Annotated in this window: 21 protein-coding genes and 1 pseudogene; 7 read left to right on the forward strand and 15 right to left on the reverse strand. The window is 71.2% G+C overall.

Annotated elements, in window-relative coordinates:
• Nucleotides 1-77: 77 nt before the first annotated feature.
• Nucleotides 78-884: a response regulator gene (locus MMSR116_RS03705; protein ID WP_010683676.1), complete on the reverse strand. Its 807-nt coding sequence runs from the start codon at nt 882-884 to the stop codon at nt 78-80.
• 175 nt (nt 885-1,059) lie between these two features.
• On the opposite strand from MMSR116_RS03705, the gene MMSR116_RS03710 reads away from it, so the two are divergent.
• On the forward strand, nt 1,060-1,410 hold the full coding sequence (locus tag MMSR116_RS03710; protein ID WP_244625594.1) for a NepR family anti-sigma factor: 351 nt from the start codon (nt 1,060-1,062) through the stop codon (nt 1,408-1,410).
• 225 nt (nt 1,411-1,635) lie between these two features.
• Here MMSR116_RS03710 and MMSR116_RS03715 read toward each other — a convergent pair whose 3' ends face one another.
• Nucleotides 1,636-1,812, reverse strand: a complete 177-nt coding sequence (locus MMSR116_RS03715; RefSeq protein WP_007568853.1) for a DUF1328 domain-containing protein — start codon at nt 1,810-1,812, stop codon at nt 1,636-1,638.
• A 205-nt stretch (nt 1,813-2,017) separates the two neighbouring features.
• On the opposite strand from MMSR116_RS03715, the gene MMSR116_RS31265 reads away from it, so the two are divergent.
• Complete coding sequence (locus MMSR116_RS31265) at nt 2,018-2,194, forward strand: hypothetical protein (protein ID WP_010683674.1); 177 nt, start codon at nt 2,018-2,020, stop codon at nt 2,192-2,194.
• Nucleotides 2,195-2,285: 91 nt separating this feature from the next.
• A complete protein-coding gene (locus MMSR116_RS03720; protein ID WP_010683673.1) occupies nt 2,286-3,206 on the forward strand; it encodes an MBL fold metallo-hydrolase in 921 nt (306 codons plus the stop codon).
• Nucleotides 3,207-3,228: 22 nt separating this feature from the next.
• Here MMSR116_RS03720 and MMSR116_RS03725 read toward each other — a convergent pair whose 3' ends face one another.
• Both MMSR116_RS03725 and MMSR116_RS03730 read right to left on the reverse strand, forming a co-directional pair.
• Entirely contained in the window at nt 3,229-4,008 is a 780-nt protein-coding gene (locus MMSR116_RS03725) for a DUF1499 domain-containing protein (RefSeq protein ID WP_010683672.1), read from the reverse strand.
• 63 nt (nt 4,009-4,071) lie between these two features.
• A complete protein-coding gene (locus tag MMSR116_RS03730) occupies nt 4,072-5,901 on the reverse strand; it encodes an AsmA family protein (RefSeq protein ID WP_010683671.1) in 1,830 nt (609 codons plus the stop codon).
• 307 nt (nt 5,902-6,208) lie between these two features.
• On the opposite strand from MMSR116_RS03730, the gene MMSR116_RS03735 reads away from it, so the two are divergent.
• Complete coding sequence (locus MMSR116_RS03735) at nt 6,209-6,949, forward strand: CoA transferase subunit A (RefSeq protein ID WP_010683670.1); 741 nt, start codon at nt 6,209-6,211, stop codon at nt 6,947-6,949.
• A gap of 23 nt (nt 6,950-6,972) precedes the next feature.
• Nucleotides 6,973-7,635, forward strand: coding sequence for a 3-oxoacid CoA-transferase subunit B (locus tag MMSR116_RS03740; RefSeq protein WP_010683669.1), 663 nt, complete (start codon nt 6,973-6,975; stop codon nt 7,633-7,635).
• A gap of 203 nt (nt 7,636-7,838) precedes the next feature.
• On the opposite strand, the gene MMSR116_RS03745 is transcribed toward MMSR116_RS03740, so the two are convergent.
• The 3 genes from MMSR116_RS03745 to MMSR116_RS03755 all read right to left on the reverse strand — a co-directional run bounded on the left by MMSR116_RS03745 (nt 7,839) and on the right by MMSR116_RS03755 (nt 12,581).
• Nucleotides 7,839-8,525 carry a hypothetical protein gene (locus tag MMSR116_RS03745; RefSeq protein WP_010683668.1) on the reverse strand — a complete coding sequence of 229 codons (687 nt, stop codon included), beginning with the start codon at nt 8,523-8,525 and terminating at the stop codon, nt 7,839-7,841.
• A 168-nt stretch (nt 8,526-8,693) separates the two neighbouring features.
• Nucleotides 8,694-11,393, reverse strand: a complete 2,700-nt coding sequence (acnA, locus tag MMSR116_RS03750) for an aconitate hydratase AcnA (protein ID WP_010683667.1) — start codon at nt 11,391-11,393, stop codon at nt 8,694-8,696.
• Between the two features lie 378 nt (nt 11,394-11,771).
• Complete coding sequence (locus MMSR116_RS03755; protein ID WP_010683666.1) at nt 11,772-12,581, reverse strand: CDC27 family protein; 810 nt, start codon at nt 12,579-12,581, stop codon at nt 11,772-11,774.
• 121 nt (nt 12,582-12,702) lie between these two features.
• Here MMSR116_RS03755 and MMSR116_RS03760 point away from each other — a divergent pair, with 121 nt between their 5' ends.
• Entirely contained in the window at nt 12,703-14,103 is a 1,401-nt protein-coding gene (locus MMSR116_RS03760; RefSeq protein WP_010683665.1) for a leucyl aminopeptidase family protein, read from the forward strand.
• A 208-nt stretch (nt 14,104-14,311) separates the two neighbouring features.
• On the opposite strand, the gene chrA is transcribed toward MMSR116_RS03760, so the two are convergent.
• From chrA to MMSR116_RS03780, 4 genes are all read right to left on the reverse strand, one after another.
• A complete protein-coding gene (gene chrA, locus MMSR116_RS03765) occupies nt 14,312-15,682 on the reverse strand; it encodes a chromate efflux transporter (RefSeq protein ID WP_039893091.1) in 1,371 nt (456 codons plus the stop codon).
• On the reverse strand, nt 15,640-16,812 hold the full coding sequence (locus tag MMSR116_RS03770) for a M20 aminoacylase family protein (protein ID WP_010683663.1): 1,173 nt from the start codon (nt 16,810-16,812) through the stop codon (nt 15,640-15,642). The genes chrA and MMSR116_RS03770 overlap by 43 nt, the downstream gene beginning before the upstream one ends.
• A gap of 112 nt (nt 16,813-16,924) precedes the next feature.
• Nucleotides 16,925-17,395, reverse strand: a complete 471-nt coding sequence (cueR, locus tag MMSR116_RS03775) for a Cu(I)-responsive transcriptional regulator (RefSeq protein ID WP_010683662.1) — start codon at nt 17,393-17,395, stop codon at nt 16,925-16,927.
• Nucleotides 17,392-19,866 (reverse strand): heavy metal translocating P-type ATPase, encoded by a 2,475-nt coding sequence (locus MMSR116_RS03780; protein ID WP_010683661.1) that lies wholly within the window; start codon nt 19,864-19,866, stop codon nt 17,392-17,394. Before MMSR116_RS03780 ends, cueR begins: the two co-directional genes overlap by 4 nt.
• A gap of 453 nt (nt 19,867-20,319) precedes the next feature.
• Between MMSR116_RS03780 and MMSR116_RS03785 the strand changes: the two are divergent.
• Nucleotides 20,320-20,921 (forward strand): annotated as a pseudogene (locus MMSR116_RS03785) (glutathione S-transferase family protein).
• On the opposite strand, the gene MMSR116_RS03790 reads toward MMSR116_RS03785, so the two are convergent.
• From MMSR116_RS03790 to MMSR116_RS03805, 4 genes are all read right to left on the reverse strand, one after another.
• Entirely contained in the window at nt 20,912-22,177 is a 1,266-nt protein-coding gene (locus MMSR116_RS03790) for an ATP-binding protein (RefSeq protein ID WP_010683659.1), read from the reverse strand. The pseudogene MMSR116_RS03785 and the gene MMSR116_RS03790 sit on opposite strands and share 10 nt — an antisense overlap.
• 19 nt (nt 22,178-22,196) lie before the next feature.
• Nucleotides 22,197-23,282, reverse strand: coding sequence for a lysylphosphatidylglycerol synthase domain-containing protein (locus tag MMSR116_RS03795; RefSeq protein WP_010683658.1), 1,086 nt, complete (start codon nt 23,280-23,282; stop codon nt 22,197-22,199).
• A 151-nt stretch (nt 23,283-23,433) separates the two neighbouring features.
• The gene (locus MMSR116_RS03800; RefSeq protein ID WP_010683657.1) at nt 23,434-24,063 is read right to left on the reverse strand and encodes a uracil-DNA glycosylase; all 630 of its coding nucleotides are present in this window, start codon (nt 24,061-24,063) and stop codon (nt 23,434-23,436) included.
• Complete coding sequence (locus MMSR116_RS03805) at nt 24,053-24,811, reverse strand: PIG-L deacetylase family protein (RefSeq protein WP_010683656.1); 759 nt, start codon at nt 24,809-24,811, stop codon at nt 24,053-24,055. The genes MMSR116_RS03800 and MMSR116_RS03805 overlap by 11 nt, the downstream gene beginning before the upstream one ends.
• Nucleotides 24,812-24,956 lie beyond the last annotated feature (145 nt).

Here is a 24,956-nt window from a genome sequence, read left to right on the forward strand (position 1 = left end):
GCCCCGACTTTCGCCGGGGCTGCTTTGCATGTGCCGACCTGCTGAGATCAGTGGGTCGGGCGATACAGCCAGTCGTGTCAGGCTGTCTTCGCCTCGCGGCGCCGAGCCGTTTGCTGGAAGAACAGCGCTTGGCTGATCACCGCCGAGACGTTGGCGGGCTGGAACGGCTTGGCGATGAGGAAGGCCGGCTCGGGCCGCTCGCCGGTGAGGAAGCGCTCCGGATAGGCCGTGATGAAGATCACCGGCACCTCGAACGTCTTGAGCAGGTCGTTCACCGCGTCGAGGCCAGAAGAGCCGTCGGCGAGCTGGATGTCTGCCAGGATCAGGCCGGGCCGCTTACCGCCCTCGCCGGCGATCTTGATAGCCTCGCTGCGGGTCCGGGCCACGCCGATGACGTTGTGGCCCAGGCCTTCGACGAGCGCCTCGAGATCCATGGCGATCAGCGGCTCGTCCTCGATGATGAGGATCTCGGTGGCCATATCGGCGGCAAGTTCACGGCCGGCCTCGTCCACGAGGTCGCGCACCTCGGAAACGTCGACACCCAGGATGATCGCCGCATCCTCTTCGGAGAAACCTTCCAGGCAAGAGAGCAGAAAGGCCTGCCGCGGCAGCGGCGTGATCTGGCCGAGGCGAACTTCCGCCGGCAGATCGTGCTGGACCTGCTCGCTGCGGCCGTTCACCGACAGCGAATTCCAGATCCGCGTGAAGACCCGGAACAGATCCGCCTTGATGTTGGTGCTCCGGCCCAGCGTGTCCGGCTCGTTGACGAGGGTCTCCAGGGTGGCGGCGACGTACGCGTCACCCGCCACTTGGCTCCCCGTGAGCGCACGCGCGTAGCGGCGCAGGTACGGCAGGTGCTGTACCACGAGTTGCGATGTCGACATTCGATCCCCTGTGCCTCGCCGTGTTGCCCGGCCGCGATCGCCTCGATCCTTTTACCGAGGGCCTGCCGGGGCCGGCTTTGTGTCCTGCGCAGCCTACCGCCCAACGCGGCGGCCCGCACTCCGTTCCACCCCCCGGCGGAACCGATCCCGGCGGGCAGGCGTTGCCGCCGCAGCCATGGCGTATGTCGAGCCGCAGCACAATGCGGCCGGGCCGAGTTCGGCAACAAGGGGCGTGTTGATGGTGGACCAGGGGAAGGAGGCGGCTCTCCCCGCGCGTGTTACGCGCTCGGGAACTGCTTCCCATCACACGCCACACGCCGATTCAAACGCCCAAGACAGCAGCACCGATCCGCTCTCGCCGCCTTCCGCCAAGCCTACCGCTCGCGGCGGGTTGAGCGACCATACCCGCACCCGTCTCGCAGCGCAGCTGCGGACCATGTACGATACGATCACGCAGCAGCCCGTTCCGGATCGCTTCGCCGAACTTATCGCGAAGCTCGACAGCGGCGACCGCGAGAGCACCTGATCGGGATGATCAGCGGCGCACCGCGACCTGTGCCGAGGTCCACCCGCTCCTCTTGAACGAGGGCCCGATCGATTTGCCGACGGTCTGTCAAAGTCCTGAGCTTTAGGCCCTCCAGCGCGGGGCATGCAGTCGTGCGGCTGGAACGGAAAGAGCCGCCGCGGTCGGCGGCGGCTCTTCGTGTAATCAGACCGGTCCAGAAACAGGACCAGCGTCCCGCGCTACGCGTCAAAGTGTGGGCGAACGGCCGCGCATCAGGCCGACGACGGCCGAGATCGCGAAAAGAACGATCGCCACGAAGAACACCAGCTTGGCGGCTTCCATTGCGGTACCGGCGATGCCGCCGAAACCAAGCAGAGCGGCCACGAGGGCAACGACGAGGAAAGTTACGGCCCAACCGAGCATTGTTCGTATCCTTCGAAAGTATCAACGCGGGCGGGCCGCGTCGTTCTGACCACGAAAACGCCAAGGTTTCGCTCAGGTTCCGCCACCTTGACAAAGTCCTGTGTGCCGGGCGGCCTCGACGACCGGGCCGCGGCAATGAGGGACGGAACGGGACGGGGACGCTAGCGTTCGAAGAGAGGTCTTCAGGTTCAAGCCGGGATCCGCGATGCTGCAATCTGTGAAGAACACCGTTCGATCGAAGGTCGCCGCGACCGCGGCCAGCCTCGCCGCGGCTATCGAGAGAGCCGGCGACGCCCTGCGCGCCGCAGCCCTCGGTCTCGTTCCGGCTCCGGCCCCCGTGCCGGTGCGCGTGCGTGCCCGTCGCACCGGCCGTGCGGGTTGAAGCAATCCGTAGCGCGGCCCGCGGCGATCCCCGATTGCAACGCGGCCCGGACAGGCCTTAGGAACCGCCACCAGATCGCGCGGGAGCAGCGATGGCGGACGCCGACGAGATTAGCCTGACCCTCGAACCATCGATGCCGCCAGCCGGACCTCTCGAGTCTGTGGCACCTCTGATCCGCCGTCGCGTGGCGTCGAATGGCGGCCCGTTCACGGCGACCGGTACCTGCACTTACGTGATCGGCCATGGTCGTGTGGCAATCCTCGACCCCGGTCCGGATGATCCTGCCCACATCGACGCCTTGATGCGGGATCTCTCCGGCGAGATGGTCGAGGCGATCATGGTCACGCACACGCACCGCGATCATTCACCCGGGGCGCGGCTGCTCGCAGCCCGAATCGGCGCGCCGATCCTCGGCTGCGGTCCGCACCGGGCTTCACGGGCGCTGACCGATGCGGAGGCCCCACGGCTCGACGCCAGCGCCGACCGGGCGCACGCGCCCGATCGCGTGATGACGGAGGGCGATGCGATCTCAGGGCCGGGCTGGACGCTCGTCGCCGTGGAAACGCCGGGTCACACGATGAACCACCTCGCCTTCGCGCTGCCGGAGGCCGACGCCCTGTTTTCCGGCGACCATGTCATGGCGTGGTCCACCACCATCGTGGCGCCTCCGGATGGGGAGATGCGGGCCTACATGGCGTCCCTCGACAAGCTGCGCGGCCGCACCGAGGCGACCTACTGGCCGGGCCATGGAGGGCCGGTCCGAGATCCGGCACGCTTCCTGCGCGGCCTCGCGGGACACCGACGCCACCGCGAGGCCGCGATCCGGGCGCGGCTCGCGGCCGGGGATCGGCGCATCGCCGACATCGTCGCGGCGATCTACCAGGGCCTCGACCCGCGCCTGAAGGGTGCCGCGGCCCTGTCGGTCCTTGCCCACTTGGAGGATCTGGTCGGGCGCGGGCTCGCGACGTCGGACGGCGCACCGACCCTGGACGCCGCCTACGCCCTCGCCTGAGACGCCGCGCCGCCGGGACGGCTCACTTCACCGCGAGGGCGAAGTTGGCGACGTCGTCGAGGTACGCGCGAATCCGGTCGGCATTGCTGCCGAAGTCGCGCCCGCCGAGCCGCGAGGCCGACCGCACGTCGATCCGCGCTCCGTCGGCGCGAGGGCGGATCCGGACGGTCACGTCGTCGGGCAGGTTCAGGATCAGGCCGCGCGCCACCGCCTCGATCCGGCCGTTGCCGGTGCGCCCGCCGGGGCGGATCGCCTCGACGATCTGCCAGTTCCGCTTGAGGGCCGCCTTGCGGGCGAGTTCAAAAGCCTCGTCGGCACCGATATCGAGGGTCAGCGGGGCAATCTGCGGATAGGCGCCGCGCTGGCGCTCGCGAAGCGCCGGGCCGGGATCGGCCGGATAACGGCCACCGCGGGCCGCGAAGGCCGCCCGCGAGCGCGAGAAGGCGGGCGGATTGTCGATGTCGGTGCTGATGTCGGACAGGGCGGGCAGCCGCAGGCTGCGCAGGCCCAGGAAGGCGGGATAGCCCAGGACGAGGAGCGCCAGGACCAGCCCGGCGACGGCCGGCCCGAGGCCCCGCGCGCCCTCGCGCCAGACCCGCACGAAGGCAAAGAAAGCCGCCAGCGCCGCCGCGAGGGCGATGCCGAGACCGGCCGCCAAGGCGGTGAGCGCGGCGTCGGTATCGGCGCGCGGATCGCGGACCAGCACCAGAGCGATCCCGGTGGCGACGATGGAGAACACGGCGAGCCGCCGGGCCAGCGGCCCCGCGCGTGTTACGGGTTCCTCGATGAGCAGACGGCGCATGGGGATCATAAGGGCGTTCGGTGCCGGATCTTAGAGCTTGGCCGTCGTGGGCGCCATCGGGGCTTACGGGGCGTAGGCGCGGGCCATTCCGGGAATTCCGAGGGCGGCGGGCTCCTTGAAGGCGTCAGTCAGCAGCGCCTCCCCCGCCCGCTCGGCCGGCTCGGCGGCCTCACCCCGCGCAACGGTCTGGGCGGTCGGCGCGCTCAGAGGGCCCGCGATCTCGAACACGAGGCCGCGCAGCGGGTCGCTCGAGGGCCGCAGGGCGAGGCTGCCCCGGGCCCTCACGCGGCGCTCGGGCAGCGACACCTGCCCGTGCAGGCTCGCCCCGACGCTGGGCCCGATCAAACCCGCCTCGGCGATCTCGCCGATGCCGTCGACGAAGCGCAGGGTAATGGCAGCGCGCTCGAACGCCGTCCGGCCGTTGCGGCGTGCGAGGGCCCCGGGGGCGACGGCGCCGTTGCGATGGATGACATCGGCAAGGTCGAGCCCCGTGATCGTCCCGCCCTCGACGACGAGGCTCGCCCGGCCGCCGAGACGTGCCAGGAGGGCGGCGCTGTCACGGGCGCTGGCTTCCAGCGCGAATTGACCGTGCGCGGGGCCTGTCAGCCAGCGCGCCGCGCCGATGTCGTTCAGCAGGCTGCCGAGATCGAGGCGGTCGAGGCTTCCCTGGGCGCGCATCTCGGTCGCGGCCGGGTCGGACCCGCTCGCCAGGATCACGCGACCCTTGAAGGTTCCGTTCTGGATCCGGGCCCGGTTGACTGCCACCTCGATGGCGGAATTCCGCACGAGGACGCTGGCCGCCAGATCCTGGACCTGGACCGGACCCGCGCGCCCCTCGGCCGCTGATAGACGAAGGTCGAGATCGCCCCGGGTGAATGGGCCCAGCGCCAATGGCCGGGGCTCGCGGTCGAGGACCTGCCGTAGATCGCCGACGAGCGGCGCGAGATCGAGCGACTCGGCTGCCAGCGTCGCCTGGACCGAGAGGCGGGGCGCATCACCCGGCCCCAGGGCGACGGCACCCGCACCCTCCAACACGTTCCGGCCGAGCCCGATCCGCAGGCTCGGCCAGGATACTGCCCGATCCGTCGTCTCGAACCGCCCGGCGATCGAGAAGGCGCCGGCAAGCGGCGAGAGCGGCACGTCCCGTCCGATCCAGGCGAGGCATTCGGGCAGCGACCGGGTCTCGGCACGCACCTTGCCGGCGAGAACCGGCAGCGCCGTGCCCGCGCCGGGCGCCGCCACCGTGCCCTCTGCCGCCAGGTTACCGCCGGCCCAGGTGACCTCCGCGGTGAAGGGGCTGCGCCGGCCCTGGACGAGCTCGGCCGGCCGCAGATTGGCGAGGGTGATCCGCGTGGGCACGCCCCGCCACGTCAGACTCGCGCTGCCCTCCGCCGATGCGCTCCAGAACGGCCAGGCAAGGTCCAGGTCAATGTCCCTGGCCTCGTCGCCGCCGGCCAGGCGGGCACCGCTCACGGTGAGCCGACGCGGCCGGACCGTCGCGCCGGCACGGGCCTGCTCGGCGAGGCGCGAGACGGGCGCGCGCCAGTCGGCATCGGCCGACAGGCGCGCGCCGTCCAGGCGAAGCCCGCCAACCGCCGCACGCCCTGCAAGGAGGCTCAGGGGATCGAGGTCGAGGACGAGGCGTCCGTCCTCCGCCAGGGCCGGCCCGCCGGATGCGGTCGCCACGCGGACGCGGTTGAGGGTGAGACGCGGCAGGGGCAGCAGCGTCAGGCTCGCGGCGCCCTCGACGCGCACGGAGAGGCCGTATGTCTCGAAGGCCCGGTCGGCGAAGGTCGTCGCCCGGGCACCATCCACCGGCCAGTCGCGCAGGCCGAAACCGGCAACGACCAAGCTCCCGAGGGCGAGGATGAGGATCGGGCGGCGCAGCGACATCATGCTCCGGACGGGCCGCGGGTGCGGCGGAAGCCGGGTGCCGCGCCAGGCCCCCTCAAGCCGGCGCGGGCCCGGCAGGCTCTGCTCGTCGTCGGAGCCTTGTAGCCCTCTCAGCGCGGTTTGTCTGCCGGCTGCACGCGGGACCCTGGCCTGTTCCCCAGGGAGCGCGGGTTACGGATCGTCGCAGACCGCGCGGAGACGCAACGCCCGGCACTGGATTTCGACGGGGGAATCGGGAACAGGAGGCGCGAGGAAACGCGCTTCCAAAGTTTCGGCCGGCCGGGCCCGGCGCGAGAAGGACGGTTCGATGAAGAAGGTCTACACGGATGCCGCGGCTGCGCTGGCCGGCCTCCTGCGCGACGACATGATGGTGATGTGTGGCGGCTTCGGCCTGTGCGGCATTCCCGACGAGCTGATCGAGGCGGTGCGCCTTTCGGGCGTCAAGGGTCTCACGGTCGTCTCGAACAATGCCGGCATCGACGGCGTCGGCCTCGGCAAGCTCCTCGATACCCGCCAGGTGCGAAAGATGATCTCGTCCTATGTCGGCGAGAACAAGGAATTCGCGCGCCAGTATCTCGGCGGCGAGCTGGAGATCGAGTTCAACCCGCAGGGCACGCTGGCCGAGCGGATCCGGGCCGGCGGCGCCGGCATCCCGGCCTTCTTCACCAAGACCGGCGTTGGCACCAAGGTCGCCGAGGGCAAGGAGGTCCGCGAGTTCGACGGCGAGCAGTACGTGATGGAGCGCGGCCTGTTCGCCGACATCGCCCTCGTCCACGCCCATACTGGCGACACCGAGGGGAACCTGCGCTACCGGATGACCGCGCGCAACTTCAACCCGATGATGGCGACGGCCGCCCGGATGACGGTGGCGCAGGTGGAGCACCTCGTGAAGCCGGGTGAGATCGATCCGGACACGATCCACACGCCGGGCATCTTCGTGAAGCGCATCATCGACGTCGGGCAGCGCGACAAGCGCATCGAGCAGCGCACGACCCGCAAGCGCGGCGACAACACCCCGGCCGCTGCGGCCGGCGGCGGCACCCACTGACGGTCGGGAAGGGAGCGAGAACGATGGCCTGGACCCGCGAGCAGATGGCGGCGCGCGCCGCCAAGGAGCTGGAGGACGGCTTCTACGTGAATCTCGGCATCGGCATCCCGACGCTGGTGTCGAACTACATCCCCGACGGCATGTCGGTGCAGCTCCAGTCGGAGAACGGCATGCTGGGCATGGGCCCTTTCCCCTACGAGGGCGAGGAGGATCCCGACCTGATCAACGCCGGCAAGCAGACCATCACCGCGCTGCCGACGACGAGCTACTTCTCGTCGGCGGATTCCTTCGGGATGATCCGCGGCGGGCACATCAACCTGTCGATCCTCGGCGCCATGCAGGTGGCCGGCAACGGCGACCTCGCGAACTGGATGATCCCCGGCAAGATGGTGAAGGGGATGGGCGGCGCCATGGACCTCGTGGCGGGGGTAAAGCGCGTGGTCGTGGTGATGGAGCACGTCGCCAAGAACAAGGACGGCACCGAGAGCCCGAAGCTGCTGAAGGCCTGCGATCTGCCGCTGACCGGGACCCACGTGGTCGACCTCGTGATCACCGATCTCGGCGTCTTCGAGATCGACAAGAAGGGCGACGGCGGCATGCGCCTGATCGAGCTCGCCGACGGCGTCTCCGAGGACGAGGTTCGCGCGAAGACCGAGGCGGACTACACGGTCGCGCTGAAGGGCTGATCGGGGGTTTGCGGGAGGCCGCCAAGCGGCGGCGTCCACCGGCGGGCGGGCCGGTCAGGCCGCCCGCACATCGACGGGAAGACGGACCACCTCGGATCTGAGGCGGCGGGACCGGCTCGACAGTTCCGAGGCCGCCCCGAGCACCTGGCTCGCGGCGGCCGTCGTCCACTCAGACGCATCGGCGACGGCGACGCCGTGCTGCCTCACATCGGTGGAGTCAGGCCGTCCTTGCCGACCGCGACGAGCTTGCCCTCGGCCTTCGCGCCGTCCTTGGCGACCACCGCGAAGACCTTGGAGCCGGGGCTAAGGATCGCCTTGTCGGCGGGCTCGAAGGCGACGATCGGTGCCGAAGAGGGCACCACGATCTCCTTGGAGCCGTCCTTTCCGTAGCTCACCGTCAGGGTGCGCTCGCCGCCGGACGCCGCCTTGTCGGCCTTCACGGTGCCGTTGGTCATCGAACTCTTCACCTTGGGTGCGCCGGAGCTCTCGGCCTTCACGGTGCCGTTGGTCATGGAACTCTTCACCTTGGCGCCGGCGCCTGCGGTCTGGTCGGTGATCGAATCCCAGCCGTAATGGCCCTCGCCGGTGCCGCGCATCGACTCGGGAAACAGGACTACCTCCAGGGCGGTCATCGGGTTCTCGCCCTTGGTGGCGGTGCCGATGAACACGCCGTCCTTGATCTGGTCGAGGCTCGACGGAACAACCCAGGCGAACTTTGCGCCGCCGACATCCACCGTCTCGGTCTTGCCGTCCTCGGTCTTGATCGTGAGCGTGCTGCCGTCGGCCTTGTCGATGGTGCCGCGGACGCGCTCGACTTGGGCGGCGAAGGCCGCGCTCGACAGCAACGCTGACAGGCCGGCGACGACGAGGGTCTTGCTGAGGTGCTTCATCGAAAGTCCCGTGCTCGCTTCAGGAGCCGGGTTATGGGGCGCTGGCCCCTCCGAACAAGGTTGCGCGCAAGTGAAATCCGGGGTCTGTGAAACAAATAAGGCGGCGCCGGGTGGGCGCCGCCTCATGGATTGCTGCGGGCAGTCCGATGACCGCCCTATCAGGGAAACTCAGGCCGCGAGCGAGCGCAGCACGTAGGGCAGGATGCCGCCGTTGCGGAAGTATTCCAGCTCGTCGAGCGTATCGATGCGGCAGGTCAGCGGGACCTCCTTCACCGAGCCGTCGGCGGACTTGATCTGCGCGATCAGCGTCTGGCGCGGCTTCAACTCGCCGGCCAGCCCCTGGATGGTGACGGTCTCGTCACCCTTGAGGCCCAGCGACTCCCAGCTCGTGTCGCCCTGGAACACCAGCGGCACCACGCCCATGCCGACGAGGTTCGAGCGGTGGATGCGCTCGAAGCTCTCGGCGATGACCGCGCGGATCCCGAGCAGCTTCGTGCCCTTGGCCGCCCAGTCGCGCGACGAGCCGGTGCCGTACTCCTTGCCGGCGAAGACGACGAGCGGCGTTCCTTCCGCGGCGTATCTCTGCGCCGCGTCGTAGATGAACATCTTCTCGCCCGAGGGCTGGAACAGCGTCCAGCCGCCCTCGACGACGTTGCCCGAGGGGTCGCGGACCATCTGGTTCTTGATGCGGATGTTGGCGAAGGTGCCCCGCATCATCACCTCGTGGTTGCCGCGCCGGGTGCCGTACTGGTTGAAGTCCTGCACGCGCACCTGATGCGACTGCAGGTACGCGCCGGCCGGGGACGCCGCGCGGATGTTGCCCGCCGGCGAGATGTGGTCGGTGGTGATCGAGTCGAGGAACAGGCCGAGGATCCGGGCCTCCGCGATGTCCTCCACCGGCTTCGGGGTCTTCTCCATGCCGACGAAGTAGGGCGGGTTCTGCACGTAGGTGGAGCCCGGGTTCCACGCGAAGGTCTCGGCCTCGGTGACCTCGACGTCCTTCCAGTTCTGGTCGCCGCCGAACACGTCCGCGTAGCGAGACTTGAACAGCGCGGAGGTGATGTTCTCCTCAATGAACTGCTGAACCTCGGCCGAGGACGGCCAGATGTCCTTCAGGTAGACGGGCTTGCCGTCCGAGCCCTGGCCCAGCGGCTCCGTGGTGATGTCGATCTGGAGGGAGCCGGCGAGCGCGTAGGCGACGACCAGCGGCGGCGAGGCGAGGTAGTTCGCCCGCACGTCGGGGTTCACGCGGCCCTCGAAGTTGCGGTTGCCCGAGAGCACCGCCGCCGCGACGACGTCGTTGTCGTTGATCGCCTTCGAGATCGCCTCCGGCAGCGGGCCGGAATTGCCGATGCAGGTGGTGCAGCCGAAGCCCACGAGGTTGAAGCCGAGCGCGTCGAGCGGTTCCTGCAGGCCGGACTTCTCCAGGTACTCGCCGACCACCTGCGATCCGGGGGCCAGGGAGGTCTTCACCCACGGCTTGGAGCGCAGGCCCTTGGCGACGGCGTTGCGGGCGAGAAGCCCCGCGCCGATCATCACCGAGGGGTTCGACGTGTTGGTGCAGCTCGTGATCGCGGCGATCACCACGTCACCGTGCCCGATGTCGAAGTTGGTGCCCTCGACGGGGTAGCGGCGGGCGATGTCGGCGGCTTTCTTGAACTCGGACTCCATGGAGGCGGCGAAGCCCACCTTGGCGCCGTCGAGGAGCACCCGGTCCTGCGGGCGCTTCGGGCCCGCGAGCGAGGGTCGGACCTCGCCCATGTCGAGCTCCAGCGTGTCGGTGAAGACCGGGTCGGGCGTGCTGGCATCGCGCCACATGCCCTGCGCCTTCGCGTAGGCCTCGACCAGGGCGATCCGGTCGTCGGCGCGGCCGGTGACCTTCAGGAAGTCGATGGTCTTCTGGTCGACCGGGAAGAAGCCGCAGGTCGCGCCGTATTCAGGCGCCATATTGGAGATGGTGGCCCGGTCGGCGACCGCCATGTCGTCGAGGCCGGGGCCGTAGAACTCCACGAACTTGCCGACCACGCCCTTCTTGCGCAGCATCTGGGTGACGGTGAGCACGAGGTCGGTGGCGGTGGTGCCCTCGGGCAGCTTGCCCGACAGCTTGAAGCCCACGACCTCGGGGATCAGCATCGAGAGCGGCTGGCCGAGCATGGCCGCCTCGGCCTCGATTCCGCCGACGCCCCAGCCCAGCACCGCCATGCCGTTGACCATGGTGGTGTGCGAATCGGTACCGACCAGCGAATCCGGGTAGGCCACGTCGGAGCCGTTCTCGGACTTCGTCCAGACGGTCTGCGACAGGTATTCCAGATTCACCTGATGGCAGATGCCGGTGCCCGGGGGCACCACCGAGAAGTTGTCGAAGGCCGACTGCCCCCACTTCAGGAAGGTGTAGCGCTCGCCGTTGCGCTCGTATTCCAGGGCGACGTTGTCGGCCAGCGCCTTCGGGGTGCCGAACTCGTCGACGATCACCGAGTGATCGATGACGAGGTCAACCGGCACCAGCGGGTTGATCTTCTGCGGATCGCCGCCGAGCGCCACCATGGCGTCGCGCATGGCCGCGAGGTCGACCACCGCCGGGACGCCGGTGAAGTCCTGCATCAGCACGCGCGACGGGCGAAACGCGATCTCGACCTCGGCCTTGCCCTTCTGGTCGAGCCAGCCGACGGCAGCCTCGATATCGGCCTTCTTGACCGAGCGGTCGTCCTCGTAGCGCAGCAGGTTCTCGAGCAGCACCTTCATCGAGAAGGGCAGCGAAGCCGCCGAGGCGAGGCCGTACTTCTCGGCCGCGGGAATGGAATAGTAGGTGTAGGTCTTGCCGCCGGCTTCGAGCGTCTGGCGGGCCTTGAAGCTGTCGAGTGAGGGCACGGCTGGTTCTATCCTCGCTGCGGGTTGTCGAACACGCGCAGGCAAGACCTGCGCTACGAAGTCTGTGTTCGGCCTGTGTAGCGCCCGACGGGCGCGCGCCGCCCCGGGAGTGCCCGGGCAGGACGATGCGCGGGGGCGATTTGGACGCCCGTGATGCCGCGCGGCGCAGCCAGGGAGGGATATAGAACTTTTCGAATCTGGCCGCTACCGGGTCGTGATGACAGGTGCGTTTTCCTGTCGGAGGGGCGGCGGCGGATCGGGGCATCCGCCCTCTGGCTGTCGTGGGCAGCGCTCTTCACGAAACCTCGTTGAAGACTCAGCGCAAGCGGCTGCCGCGTTTCGCCTTCCTCACTCTGTGGGGAGAAGCCCGCGGAACCGTCACCCCTGCCCAGGCACAGCCTTGCCGGACAGCGCCTTGAACCGGTCCGGCTGGGCAGCGAGCTTACGCAGGGAGGCGACGTTGGCCGCGGCCTCCTCCGGGCTCATGTCGCGGCGCAGGACCGTTTCGGCGTCGGCGAAACGGCCCTTGAGGCCGAGCACGAGGGCGAGATTCGCCCGCACCCGGGCGTCAGCGCCGGGCTGGTCGGCGGCGAGGCGCAGGGTCTGCTCGGCCTGATCGAGGTTGCGCGACAGGGCGTAGGACAGGCCGAGGTTCGACAGGAGCGAGGGCTCGTTCGGCCGGATCTTCAGGGCGGCCTCGTAGAAGCCCTGGGCGCGGGTCTGCTCGCCGAGCTGAGCCGACGCTGAGCCCTGCGCCGAGAGGACGCGCCAATCCGGAGCGGCCGGGGAATGGGCGTTGGCGAGCACGTCGATCGCCTCTCGGAAGCGGCCGACCTCGACCAGGGACTTGCCGTAGGCGCCCAGGATCACCGTGTCACGCGGGTTCCGCAGGGCGGCCTGCTGAAGGACCGCGCTCGCCTGGCTCGTCTGATCGGTGGCCCGGAGCACGCGGGCATAGGCCATCGCCGCCCGGGCGTCTCCGGGATTGGCATTGTAGCGCTCGGCCAGCGCCTCGAGATCCTTGCGGGACGGGGACGACTTGGCGCTGAGGTCGCCGATCGAGCCGGTGGTCTCGGGCGAGCGGGTGTTGCAGCCGGCGAGGCCGAGCGCGATCACCAGCGCGGCGGCGAAACCGGCGCGGCGCCCCGCGGGGGCCGACGTGGTGGCGACACGGGTCAGGGCCGTCATCATGGTAGGCTCCGCGGGCAGGACCGGCAGGCGCGCGCTTCACGCTTCCCGCCGGGCGGTGATAGAGCGTTAACCCTAATCACCGGTTAAGCCGCCGGCCCGACCGGCGCACGAGAGGCCCATGACGCAGCCCGATCCTCCGGAGACCCCGACCGCCTTGCTGCCCGAGGAGGCGCAGGCCGTGCCGGTGACCCTGGTGACAGCGGCGTCCTGGACGGAGGTCGAGGCCGGCCTGGATCCCACTCAGCGCAGCTTCGCACGCGCCCTCGGCTTCAAGCCGAAGGCCGGCAGCCTCGCCCTGTTGCCCGGCCCGGATGGAGGCCTCGGCCGGGTCCTCTTCGGCCTCGGCGATCCCGACGGCGCCGCCTACGACCGGCTGCTCGTCGGCAAGCTGCCGGGTCTTCTACCCGAGGGCAGCTTCCGCCTCGAAAATGCGCCCGATCCCGCCGAGGCCACCCTCGCATGGCTGATGGGTAGCTATCGCTTCGGCCGCTATCGATCGGCCGGCGGCGGCAAGGCGCGGCTCGCGACACCGGCGGGCATCGACGCCGCCGAGGTGGCGCGGATCGCCGCCGCCGTCGCGCTAGGTCGCGACCTCGTCAACACACCGGCGAACGACATGGGGCCCGCCGAGATCGAGGCCGCTGCCCGGGCGCTCTCCGCGCGCCACGGCGCGGCCATCACCGTCACGCAGGGCGACGCTCTGGCGGCGGAGTTTCCGCTGATCGAGGCGGTCGGCGCCGCCTCGCCGCGGGCGCCGCGGCTGATCGACATGACCTGGGGCCCGGCGGAAGCGCCGCGGGTGACCCTGGTGGGCAAGGGTGTCGCCTTCGACACGGGCGGCCTCGACATCAAGCCGTCCGCCGCGATGCTGCTCATGAAGAAGGACATGGGCGGCGCCGCCGCAGCGCTGGCGGCTGCCGACATGGTCATGGGGGCGGGTCTGCATCTGCGTCTGCGCGTCCTGATCCCCGCGGTGGAGAACGCGGTTTCCGGCAACGCCTTCCGCCCGGGCGACGTGCTTCCGAGCCGGGCCGGGCTCAGCGTCGAGATCGGCAACACCGACGCGGAGGGGCGCCTGATCCTGGCCGACGCCCTGGCTCTCGCGGACGCGGACAGCCCGGAGCTGATCCTCGACTACTCGACGCTGACGGGCGCGGCGCGGGTGGCCCTCGGGCCGGACCTGCCGGCCTTCTTCACTGAGGACGAGGCCCTCGCCGGCGCGGTGGCGGAGGCCGGGCACCGGGCTATCGACCCGGTCTGGCGGATGCCCCTGCACGCGCCCTACGCGAGCCTGCTCGACTCGAAGGTAGCCGATCTCAACAACGTCTCGGGCGGCCCATTCGCCGGGGCGATCACCGCGGCCCTGTTTCTGCGCCGCTTCGTCCCGAAGACGAAGGCCCACGGCCATTTCGATCTGTACGGCTGGAACCCGTCGACCAAGCCGGGCCGTCCGGAGGGCGGCGAGGTCCAGACCGCGCGGCTGACCTACGCGTTGCTGAAGGCGCGCTACGGGGGCTGATCCGGGCTGCGCGTCCATTGAACGCGCCGACATTGGTCGAGCCGTCCCTGTGCCCGCCCGCGATCCGTATCACCCCGTCGTTCCGGGGCGCCGAAGGCAAGCCCGGAACCCAGAGACGCCGTCGGCGCAAGACCGGAGGCCTCGGGGGCTCTGGATCCCGGGCTCCGCTCCGCGGCCCCGGGAGGACGGGGTGCGATGACGAGGCCGATCAGCTCCAGCCCGCCTGCCGCAGGAGCATCCCCGCCCCGGCGCAGAGCGCCAGGGTCTGCAGCGTTCCGAGCCCGAACCGGAACACCGCCAGGATGGCTGCCGCCGTCAGAACCAGCGCGGCCGGATCAAGGCTTGCCGGCACCGGCAGGTCGAGGCGCAGCGGCCCGACCGGCACCGTCTCCACCTGTGCGAACAGCGTCCGCAAGCCGAACCAGACCGCGAGGTTGAGGATCACGCCGGCCACTGCCGCGGTGATCGCCGAGAGCGCGCCCGCGAGCCGTCGGCTGCCGCGCAGGCGCCCGATCAGGGGTGCACCGGCGAAGATCCACAGGAAGCAGGGCACGAAGGTGACCCAGGTGGTGATGAGCCCCGCCAGCGTCCCGGCCACCAGCGGCGGCAGGGATCCGGGTGCGCGAAATCCCGCCAGGAAACCCACGAACTGGAGTACCATGATCAGCGGGCCGGGGGTGGTCTCGGCGAGGCCGAGCCCGTCGAGCATCTCGCCCGGTTTCAGCCAGCCGTAATGCTCCACCGCCTGCTGGGCCACGTAGGCGAGCGCCGCGTAGGCTCCGCCGAAGGTGACGAGCGCCATCTTGGAGAAGAACAGGGCCGCCTGCCCGAAGACCGGCGGCACGCCCGGCAGCACGAAGAGCGCCGCCACCGGCACGAGCCAGATCGCGAACCATAGGACGGCCGTCCGCAGCGAGGCCGCGGCGCGGACGCGCTCGCGCGGCAGCGCTGCCTCGCCGATGAGCACGCCCGCCTCCTCCTCTGGGCCGTCCGCGGTCTCGACGGCCGGCCGCCGGCCGCGGGCGAGACCGACGATGCCGGCCGCGACCACCACGAGCGGGAACGGCACGCCGAGGGCGAAGATCGCCACGAAGGCCGCGAGGGCCACAAGCCGGTCGGTCCGGTCGCGCAGGGCGCGACCGCCGAGGCGCCAGAGGGCGTGCAGCACGATCGCCAGCACCGCCGCCTTCAGCCCGAAGAACAGCCCGGCGACCGCGTCGACGTGGCCGTACAGCACGTAGAGCCAGCTCAGGGCCATGAGGGCCAGCAGCCCCGGCAGGACGAACAGCCCGCCCGCCACGAGGCCGCCGGCCGGTCCGTGCATCAGCCAGCCGATATAGGTCGCGAGCTGCTGCGCCTCCGGCCCGGGCAGCAGCGTGCAGAAGCCGAGCCCGTGCAGGAAGCGCCGCTCGGAGATCCAGCGCCGCTCCTCCACGAGGATGCGGTGCATCACGGCGATCTGGCCGGCCGGGCCGCCGAACGACAGGGCCGCCACCAGCAGCCAGACCGGGACGGCCTGCGCGAGGGTCGGCGCGCTCAGGCGGTGAGCGGCAGCCCCGTCTCGATCAGGCGAGCCCACAGGGAGGCCCCGTACGGCGTCGCGGCGTCGTTGAAGTCGTAATGCGGGTGATGGAGCGAGGCACTGTCGCCGTTGCCGATGAACATGTAGGCGCCGGGGCGGCGGTCCAGCATGTAGGAGAAGTCCTCGGCGGTCATCATGGGCGCCACGTCCCGATCGACGTTCTCCCCACCGACCAGGGCCTCGGCGACCTCCGCCATGAACGCGGTCTCCGCGGGGTGGTTCTCGGTGACCGGGTAGCTGCCGCCGAATTCGGTGACGCCGGTGGCGCCGAAGCCCGCGGCGATCTCCGACACCAGCGCCGCGATCCGTCCCCGGATCTCGGCGCGCACCGCCTGCGACAGGGTGCGCACGGTGCCCCTTAGGGTCACGGTCTGCGGCAGCACGTTGAAGGCTTCCCCGGCTTCGAGGGCGCAGACCGAGACCACGGCCGATTGCAGCGGGTCGAGGTTGCGGGACACGATGCTCTGCAGGGCGATGATCACGTGGCTCGCGACCAGCACGCTGTCGACGGCGTTCTGCGGCAGGGCCGCGTGGCCGCCCCGTCCCTCGACGGTGAGCGTGAAGCGGTCGGTGGAGGCCATGATCGGCCCTGGCCGGATCGCGAAGGTGCCGACCGGCATGCCGGGAATGTTGTGCATCCCGTAGACCGATTCGACCCCGAACCGTTCCATCAGCCCGTCCTCGACCATCGCCTCGCCGCCGCCTCCACCTTCCTCGGCGGGCTGGAAGATCAGCACGGCGGCGCCGTCGAAGTCCCGGGTCTCGGCGAGGTACCTGGCGGCGCCGAGCAGCATCGTCGTGTGCCCGTCGTGACCGCAGGCGTGCATCCGCCCCGGCACGGTGGAGCGGTAGGGCAGATCGCGGACTTCCTGGATCGGCAGGGCGTCCATGTCGGCGCGCAGGCCGATGGCACGGTTGGACGCCCGGCCCTTGCCGCGGATCACGCCCACCACGCCGGTGCGACCGATTCCGGTCACCACCTCGTCGCATCCGAAGGACCGCAGCCTGTCCGCCACGAAGCCGGCGGTTCGCTCGACGTCGTACAGTAGCTCGGGATGAGCGTGCAGATCGTGCCGCCACGCCTGCATCGTGTCGGCAAAGTCGCAAATCCGTTCGAGGACGGGCATCGGGTCGGGGCTCTCGTGGCCTTCGGGGTCGGCCGGACCAGCAAAGCTGGGGCCAGAGCCGCCGTCAACGGCCGCAACGGAGCCCTGTCGCCACTCAGCAGTGTGGCCCGGATCAGGAAGCGCGCCGTCCCCGTTCCGACAGTCCGCGTGCCGGGCGGCGACGCGGCTGCAGCGGCCTGTCCGGCGCGGCGAGGTCGTCCAGGATCGGGCAGTCGGGCCGGTCGTCGCCGCAGCAGGCCTCCGCCAGGCGCTCCAGGGTCCGCGCCATCCCCTCAAGCTCGGTGATGCGGCGGCGCAGATCCGCGATCTGCTCCCGGGCGATCGCCTTGACGCCGGCGCTCGGTCGGGCGCGATCGTGCCAGAGCGCCAGGAGGTCCGCGATCGCGTCCACGCTGAAGCCGAGGTCGCGGGCGCGTCGAATGAAGCGCAGCGTGTGAAGGTCGGCCTCGCCGTAATGCCGGTAGCCGGCTTCGGAGCGTCTGGCCGGGGGCAGCAGGCCGGTCGTCTCATACCAGCGGATCATCTTGGCCGAGACGCCGGTGCGGCGCGCCGCCTCGCCGATGGTGAGGACGACCGCGCTCATGCCGGCCTCGGCTTCAGCGCGGCAGCCTTTGGGGGTGGGGACCCGCCGCCTGCCCGCCGCAGCCGCAGGGCGTTGCCCAGGACGAAGACGCTGGAGAACGCCATCGCCCCCGCGGCCAGGATCGGTGACAGCGTCGGTCCGCCGAAGGGTACCAGCACGCCTGCCGCCACCGGGATCAGCGCGGCGTTATAGGCGAAGGCCCAGAACAGGTTCTGGCGGATATTGGCCATGACCGCGCGCGACAGCGCCAGCGCCTCGACCAGGGAGTCGAGGCTCCCGGACATCAGCACCACGTCCGCGCTGTCCACCGCGATGTCGGTTCCGGTCCCGATGGCGAGGCCGACATCGGCCTCGGCGAGCGCGGGCGCGTCGTTGATGCCGTCGCCCACGAAGGCCACGGGCCCGTGCGCCGCCCGGAACCGCTGGACCGCCTCGACCTTCCCGCCGGGCAGCACCCCGGCGGCCACGTCGTCGATGCCGAGGCTCCGGGCGACGCTGGCCGCGGTGCGGGGGTCGTCACCCGTGACCATCGCGACGGCGAGACCGCGCGCCTTGAGCGACGCCACCGCCTCCCGGGCGCCCGCCTTCACGGGATCGGCCAGGGCCAGGACGGCCGCGTGGCGGCCATCAAGGGCGAGGTGGATCGGGGTCCGGCCTTCGCCGGCCAGTCGCTCGGCGCGGGCGGCGAGGTCGGGATCCGCCGCGATGCCGAGCCGGTCGAGATAGCGCGGCGCGCCGAGGGCCACCGCCCGGCCCGCCACCCAGCCGGTGACGCCGAAACCCTCCAGCGCCTCGAAGCCGTCCGCCTCGGGCGCCCGGAGGCCGCGGTCACGCGCCGCTGCAACCACCGCGCCCGCCAGAGGATGCTCGGAGCGGCTCTCCAGGCCGGCGGCCAGCGCCAGGGCGTCTTCCTCCGGGACGCCCCTGGCCGTGACGATGTCGGTGACGCGGGGACGGCCCTCGGTGAGCGTGCCGGTCTTGTCGAGGGCCACGACGCGCACGTCGCGCAGGCGCTGCAACGCCGCACCGTCGCGGAACAGCACGCCGCGTCCCGCCGCGCGCCCGGTGCCGACCATGATGGCAGTCGGCGTCGCCAGACCCATGGCGCAGGGGCAGGCGATGATCAGGACGGCCACCGCGTTGACCAGCGCCGTGCCGAGGGCGGGCGCCGGCGCGAGGACGAGCCACGCCAGGAAGGTCACCCCGGCGATGCCGATCACGACCGGCACGAAGCGCCCGGTGACCCGATCGACCAGTGCCTGGATCGGCAGCTTGCCGCCCTGGGCGCGCTCGACCATCGCGGCGATCTGGGCGAGCACGGTGGCGCTGCCGACCGCATCGACCCGCAGGTCGAGGCTGCCGCGACCGTTGAGGGTGCCGCCGACCATCCGGTCCCCCGGCCCCTTGTGCACCGGCACCGGCTCGCCCGTGACCATGCTCTCGTCGACGTGGCCCGTGCCGGAGACCACCACGCCGTCGGCGGCCACGCGCTCCCCCGGCCGCACCCGGACCAGGTCGCCGATCCGGAGCCCGGCGAGGGGCACCTGCGCCTCCGCGTCGCCGCGGAGCACCCGGGCGGTCTTGGGGGCGAGGTCCATCAGCCGGGCGATCGCCTGTCCGGTCCTGCCCCGCGCCCGGGCCTCGAGGGTCCGGCCGAGCAGGATCAGCGTGACGATCAGCACGCTGGCCTCGAAGTAGAGATGCGCCGCGTCCGCCGGCAGCAGTGCGGGCGCCAGCGTCGAGACCAGGGAATAGAGGTAGGCCGCGCCGGCACCGAGGGCGACGAGGGCGTTCATGTCCGGGTGGCCGCGCAGCAGGCCCGGCACGCCGCGCAGGAAGAAGCGCCGGCCCGGCCCTGCGAGGACCAGGGTGGCCAGGACGGCCTGGACCACCGCCGTCGCAGATCCGCCGTGCAGGCGTCCCAGGACATGCCCGCCCATGTCGAGGACCACCACCGGGGTCGAGAGCAACGCCGCCGCGATCAGGTCGCGACGCAGGGCGCGACCCTCTTGGTCCTGGCGCGCCGCCGGATCGGCCGGATCGGCCGCCTCCAGGGATCGGGCCTCGTAGCCCGCCGCCGCGACGGCCGCGACGAGATCGTCCGTCGATACCACGCCCTCAGGGTGGCGGATCGTGGCCCGTCTGGCGGCGAGGTTGACGCTGGCACCGGTGACACCGGGTACGGCGGCGAGCACGCGCTCGACTCGGCCGACGCAGCTCGCGCAGGACATCCCCTCGATCGCCAGAAGAGTCTCCGTCTCGGGAACCGGATAGCCGACCTCCGCCAGCGCGGCCGCGGCGTCGGCCGGGCGCGCGGCCCCTCCCAGAACGAGGCTGGCCCGGTGCGTGGCGAGATTCACCGCCACGTCCCGGACACCGGGGAGCGACCGGAGAGCGCGCTCGACGCGACCCACGCACGAGGCGCAGGACATGCCCTCCACGGGAAGGGTCAAGGTGACAGGGTCCGGCATGGCGGCGGTTCCGTTCGAGGGTCCCATGCCCCGAGAGATGGGGGTTCCCATCATGGGAAGGTCAAGGGGTGCCCGATGCGCCGCGTTCCCGGCAGGGTTCCAGGTGGCGTGCCGCTTCGCGGCAACCGGCCGGGACCGAGCCTGAACATCGCGCCAGCCCTCGCACCGCGCACACGGCGCGCCAGTGGGCGCCGCCTCGGGGACAGCTAGGCTGCGCGAGGGCCGCGAACACGGGCTGACGATTTGCAACTAATCCGTGTGGTAGTTGCCGTGTGACAACCAATACGTCATCCCGGGGCACCGCAGGCGAGCCCGGGATGACGGGGTTGTCTCTCTGAGGCGGAGCCAGGTCTCGCCAACCTGAGTTCGCAGCCCTGCAGGCTCCGCCGCAACGGTTGTCGAATCGCCCCGGTCCGGCCAAGCTCCTCGACCGTCGGGCCGAAGAGGACTCGGATGACCGAACCCCTGACGATCTACGGCGATCCGGGCTCCGGGAACTGCCTCAAGGTCAAGTGGGTCGCGGCCCATCTCGGTATCCCGGCGACCTGGCACGACGTGGACGTGCCGGGTGGGGGACGCGCACGCCCGCGTTCCTGGCGCTGAACCCGGCCGGGCGCGTGCCGATCGTGGTCTTCCCCGACGGCGCGATCCTGTCGGAGTCGAACGCGATCATCGTCCATCTTGCGGACGGCTCGCACCTCATCCCGCAGGCACCGTTCGACCGCGCCCGCATGCTGCAATGGATGTTCTGGGAACAGTACAGCCACGAGCCGTACATCGCGGTCCGCCGCTATCAACTCCACTACCTGAGGCGATCTCCGGCGGATCTGGATCCGAAGCTCGCCGAGCGCGGCGCGGACGCCCTGCGCCTGATGGAGGGCACCCTCGGACGGTCCACCTTCATGGCGGGCGATGCGCTGACACTCGCCGATGTCGCCCTCGTCGCCTACACCCGCATGGCGCACGAGGGCGGCTTCGATCTCGCGGCCTACCCGGCCGTCCGCGCCTGGATCGGGCGCGTCGAATCCGGGCTCGGGATCGGCCCCTACGACTGATCGGCCACCAGTGGCGGCGCGGCGGTGGCCCCATATTCCGGCAGGCTGACCCGCACCGTCGTCCCCTGCCCCATCGTGCTCTCGATGGTGAGGCGACCGCGATGACGGTTCAGGCTGTGCTTGACGATGGCGAGCCCGAGCCCGGTGCCGCCGCGCGCGCGGCTCGAGACCACGTCGATCCGGTAGAAGCGCTCCGTCAGCCGCGGGATGTGCTCGGGCGGGATCCCCGGTCCGTCGTCGGTCACCGACAGGACGATCCGGCGACCGAGCCGGGGATCGTCTTCGCGTGCGAGCCCGACGCCGATCCGGCCGCCGCCGTACTTCACGCCGTTCTCGATCAGGTTCTCGATGACCCGGGCGAGTTCGTCGGCGTCGCCCGGCACCCCGTAGGGCCCCGCCCCGTCGTCCAACCGGATCGTGGCGCCCCGGGACTCGGCCAACGGCCCCTGGGCGTCGACCATCTGGCGCGCGAGCGCCCCGAGATCGACCATCAGGGTGGGGGCTACGTGCTCCCGCAGCTCGATGCGCGAGAGCGACAGCAGATCGTCGATGAGGCGCGTCATCCGCAGCGCCTGGACCCGCATGATCTCCAGGAAGCGCTCACGCGCCTGCGCATCCTCGCGGGCGGGCCCCTGCAGGGTCTCGATGAAGCCGATCAGGGTGGCCAACGGCGTGCGCAGCTCGTGGCTGGCGTTGGCGACGAAGTCGACCCGCATCGCCTCCAGGCGCCGGGCCGAGGTGAGGTCCCGCAGGAACAGCAGCGCGCTGACGCCGGATCCGTCGGGCATCGGCAGGGCTCCGATCTGCACCTCGAAGGTCCGCTCCAACGGGATCCGGGTCGCGAGAGCGACGCGTCGGGGCATGCCGGAACTCAGGACCGCCTCGACGCCGTCGAGAACCTCCGGATCGCGGAGGGCGAAGGACAGGGGTCGGGCCTGGTGCAGGGCGGGCAGCAGCGCGCGGGCAGCGGGGTTGGCCTCGACCACCAGGGTCCGACGATCCACGAGGATCACCGGGTCGGGCACGTGTGCGAGCAGCGCCTCCGCCACCGCGTGCCGGTGCGCGGTGGCGGCCGGTCGCGGCACCGGGGCTTCGGGGCCGCGTCCCCCGAGCCAGCCGCCCACGCAGACTGCACCCAGCCCGATCAGGATCAGCGGCAGATCGAGGCGACCGGCGACGGCAAGCGCCAGCGCGAGCAGGCCCGTGCCGATCGCGGCGCCGGTCCAGGCAGGAGAGGTGCGCAGACGGCCGGGCATGGCAGGCGCGGCAATCGGGTCAGCGCGGCTCGGACTCGTCGCGCCACGCCCGGCCGGACGGGCCCGCAGTACCCTCCGGGGGGCCGGAATCCCGTGCGCCGCCCGCGCGCTTGACGATCTCATAGAGGCCGAGCATCGCCAGGGCGGTCACGAACGGCACGACGTAGTAGCAGCCCCGGAACAGGAGCAGAGAGGTCAGCACCTCGTTGCGCGGCAGGCTCGACAGGGCGAGCAGCACCGTCGCCTCGAACACGCCGATCCCGCCCGGCGCGTTCGACGCGATGCCCAGCATGGCGGCGAGCACGTAGATCGCCAGGAAGGTGGTGAAGCCCAGCGTCGTCTCCTGCGGCAGCAGGACGTAGAGCACGGCTGCCGCCGCGCAGACGTCGCCGATCCCGACGATCATCTGGCCGATCGAGACCGAGGCCCCGGGCAGCTCAAGCCGCCACTGCTTCACGGTGATGCTGCGCTTCTTGGCCGAGACCCAGGCGAGGTAGCCCAGCACCAGGGCGAGCGCCGCGAGACCCACGCCCTGGTTGATCCGGATCGACGTGAAGGCGAGCCCCGCGAGCTGGCCCGCCTCGATGATCAGGCTGAGACCCAGGACCACGCCCATGCCGAGCCAGAAGGTGAAGCCGGCGATCACCGTCAGCGCCGCGATCTTGGCCGTCGAGAGGCCCTGGCGGGCGTAGATCCAGTAGCGGATCGTGCCGGCGGTGAGCAGCGGGAAGCCCAGGGTGAAGCTCACCGCGTAGCTGGTGAACGAGGCGAGCGCGGTGATCCGGTAGGGGACCTTGATCTTGAGCTGGCGCAGGGCCAGCGCGTCGTAGCCCGTGAGGAACAGGTAGCTGATCGCGACGAACAGGAAGGCGAGGCCGAGCTGCTCGCCCGTCGCGGCCGCGATGGCGGTGCGCACCTCCGCCCAGCTCACGCTCTGGACGAGCTTCCACAGCACGCCGAGCGAGACCGCGACCAGCACGATGCTGGCGGCCGTGCCGATCCAGGCGTAGCGGCTGCGTCGGCTCTTCCCCTTCGAGCCCGCGGGGTCGTGCTGGACCGGCTCGGCCTTCTCGGCCGCGCTCCGGTGCTGTCCCTGAAAATTCATGCCGTTCGGCGTCCGCCCTTCCGGCTGCGCGGCCCGGCCGAAGGCCGTCAGCCCGTGCCGGAATCTCCCGGACCGCGGCCCGTTGCCCCGCATGTAGGCCGAACCAGCGCGCAAGGCCAGGGAAGGCAGGGCCGTGACGGCCTTTCTATCCTCAGGCGGTCTCGCGATCGAGGATCTCAGCCGCCTCCGCGAGGCCGCGCCGGATCCGGGCGGGCACCTCCGGCGAGGTGCAGACGTAGGTCGGGCTCGGATGGGGAACCCGGATCACCGGCAGGTCGGGGCGCAGAGCCGCGAGGGTCGGCGCCGCTTCGCCGGCGAAGCGGCCGGCCAGAACAGCCACGGCGAGGCGCGGCAACAGGTCGAGGAGCGGGGCCAGGTAGAGCGCGCCGGCCGCGACCTCGGCGCGGCGGGGCGCGCGGTTGAGGGCGCCCGCCGCGTGGATGAGCCAGGGCACGGCGTTCCAGATCAGCGTGTCGGCCCGGGCGATTCGAGCCTCGGCGAGAAAGCGGAACAGGTTCGCGGCGGTGCCGTTCGCGCTGTCGCGGGTGACGAAGCCGGTACGCAACACCGCCGGGCCAGGCGTCTCAAGGAGGAGGAGCATCCGCGCCGCGACGCCACCGTCCAGCGGGTCGGGTGCGGGCACGGGAGCAGCGCGCTCCGCCGAGATCCGCGCGCCAAGGGCCCGGATCGGCGCGATGTGCGGCGCCCCGACCATCGCCCGGCGGGCCGCGAGAGCGTCCGGATCGGCGAGCGATTTCGGGGCCTGCGGCTCAGCCGACATCGAGGCCGGGGATGGCGGCACCGAGGTGGCCGGACAGGCGGAAGCGCTCGGCGCCTTCCTCCCGGGCGAGCCGGGCCTCGAGGCCTGCCGGCCCGCCGAACTGGAAGCCGATCTGGCTGGCATAGGCCGCGCAGGACGCCCGCTTGCGGGCCTGCGCGTCCGGATCGAGGCGCATCAGCGGCTCGGGAAGGGCGGCGAACAGGCCGGCGAGGGGCTCCTTCGGCGTGGCCTCGCGCACCGTATAGGGGAAGTCGCGCCACCACAGGACCGGTGCCTCGACCGCGAGACCGCGCAGCGCCCGGACCGCCTGGACATGGTCGACATGTCCGCCGATCGCCTGCGGGGCGAGGATCAGGTCCGGACGCTCGGCGGCGATCAGGTCCGCGATGGCCGGCGCGAGGTCGGCCGCGATCCCGTCGTCGGCGCGGGTGTCGGAGAAGAGTTCCGGCGCCGCGCCGTAGCCCCGGTGCGGCGCCTCGCGGAACGGCAGGTGGACGGGCGGCGCGATGCCGAGCGCGGCGGCGGCCCCGACGTCCTCCTCCCGGCGCAGGGCCATGTAGTCGACCTCCGCCGGCAGCCCCTTGTCGAGCTGGCAGGCCAGCGCGAAGCCCGTCGGGTCGGGGACGCTGCCGGTGAACAGCGTCGCCATGACCACGTGCCAGCCGTCCGCGGCGAGGCTCGCCAGGAGGCCGCCGCAGGAGAAGGCGGCGTCGTCGAGATGGGGTGACAGGGCGAGCGCGGTGGGCATGGTTCAGGGTGCTGTGGTTTCGATGGGTTCAACCCTGAACCTCATCCGGAGGTGCCGGAGCGCAGCGCGGGCCTCGAAGGAGGGCTCCAGGGATCGCAGCGGCCTCTGGAGGGCTCCTTCGAGGCCCGCGGGCGCGGGCATCTCA

Origin of the sequence: Methylobacterium mesophilicum SR1.6/6 (genome assembly GCF_000364445.2) — a bacterium.
In the GTDB taxonomy this organism is placed as follows: domain Bacteria; phylum Pseudomonadota; class Alphaproteobacteria; order Rhizobiales; family Beijerinckiaceae; genus Methylobacterium; species Methylobacterium mesophilicum_A.